Here is a 1,194-nt window from a genome sequence, read left to right on the forward strand (position 1 = left end):
GTGGGTGCAGGCCGCAGCGTACTCGGCCGGTGTCCGGTAGCCCAGCGCCGAATGCCGGTGCCGCCGGTTGTGGTCGGTCTTGAAATCTCCGATCACCACCCGGGCCTCGAGCAGGCTGGTCCAGTGGTTGCGGTTGAGGCACTCGGTCCGCAGCCGCCGATTGAACGATTCGACGAACCCGTTGTTCCAGGGCGTGCCCGGTGGAATGTAGGAGATCCCGACCCTGTCAGCGCAAAACTGTTGCAGGGCATGAGAAATCATCTCCGGACCGTTGTCCATCCGTAGTACCCTCGGCGGGCCGCCGGCCGTGGCGAATACTTTGTCCAGCTCGGCGACGAGCCGGTCGGCGGTGATCGACCGTTCCACCAGGTGCAGCAGGCATTCGCGGGTGTGTTCATCGATCATCGACGCGATCTTCACCGCCCGACCGTCGGTGGTGGAGTCGAACTGGAAGTCCAACGCCCACACCACCTTCGGTGCATCGGCCTCGACCGGTGGGACCGAGGAGACCCCCGCTCGTTTGCGGGGATGATGTTGCCGGACCTGAAGGCCTTCCTCGCGCCAGAGCCGGTGGACCTTCTTGATATTGACCCACGCGCCCTCGTCGAACCGCAGGGCCGCCCAGGCGCGACGGAATCCGTGCCCCTGATTCTTGACCGCATACGAGCGCAGCCAGGCCCGCAAACCGGCGTCCGGATCGGTCGGGGTGTCCTTGATCGGCAGCCGCCGATAGGTCGACCGACTCAGCCCAACAACCTTGCACGCGAACCGTTCCGACACATTCAGTACCTCTTTGAGCATGTCCACGGCACGGCGTTTGGTCGCTGGGCTCAGAATTTTCCCCGCCCGATCTCCCGCAACGCGTCCTTCTCCAGCTCCGCATCCGCCAGCAACCGCTTCAACCGGGCGTTCTGCTCCCGCAACTCCTTGAGCTCCTTGGCCGCCTCGGTATCCACCCCGCCGTACTGGCGGCGCCAGTTATACAACGTCGCAGCCGAGATACCCAGATCGGCGGCGATCTCCTCGCCGGTCTTCCCTGCCGCGGTCAAATCGTCGGCACGGCGCAGCTTCCTCACGATGTCTTCCGCGGAATGCCGCTTGCGTCCTGCCATGTCCTCAGTGTCCCTTCTCGGCCCTCACCAGGCCAAACAAGGACTCTAATACCGGGCGGTCCCATCTACGGGGTACGGCCCA

1 protein-coding gene is annotated in these 1,194 nt (G+C 64.6%); it reads right to left on the reverse strand.

Features of this window, described 5'->3' with window-relative positions:
• A protein-coding gene (locus tag JZ792_RS41175) for an IS3 family transposase (protein WP_216918410.1) occupies positions 1 to 1,112 on the reverse strand; the annotation gives its coding sequence in 2 pieces (ribosomal slippage) (positions 1 to 836 and positions 836 to 1,112; 1,113 coding nt annotated over the 2 pieces). This gene is flagged as partial in the annotation.
• Between the last annotated feature and the right edge of the window lie 82 nt (positions 1,113 to 1,194).

Source organism: Nocardia noduli, from assembly GCF_019038455.1.
Taxonomy (GTDB): domain Bacteria; phylum Actinomycetota; class Actinomycetes; order Mycobacteriales; family Mycobacteriaceae; genus Nocardia; species Nocardia noduli.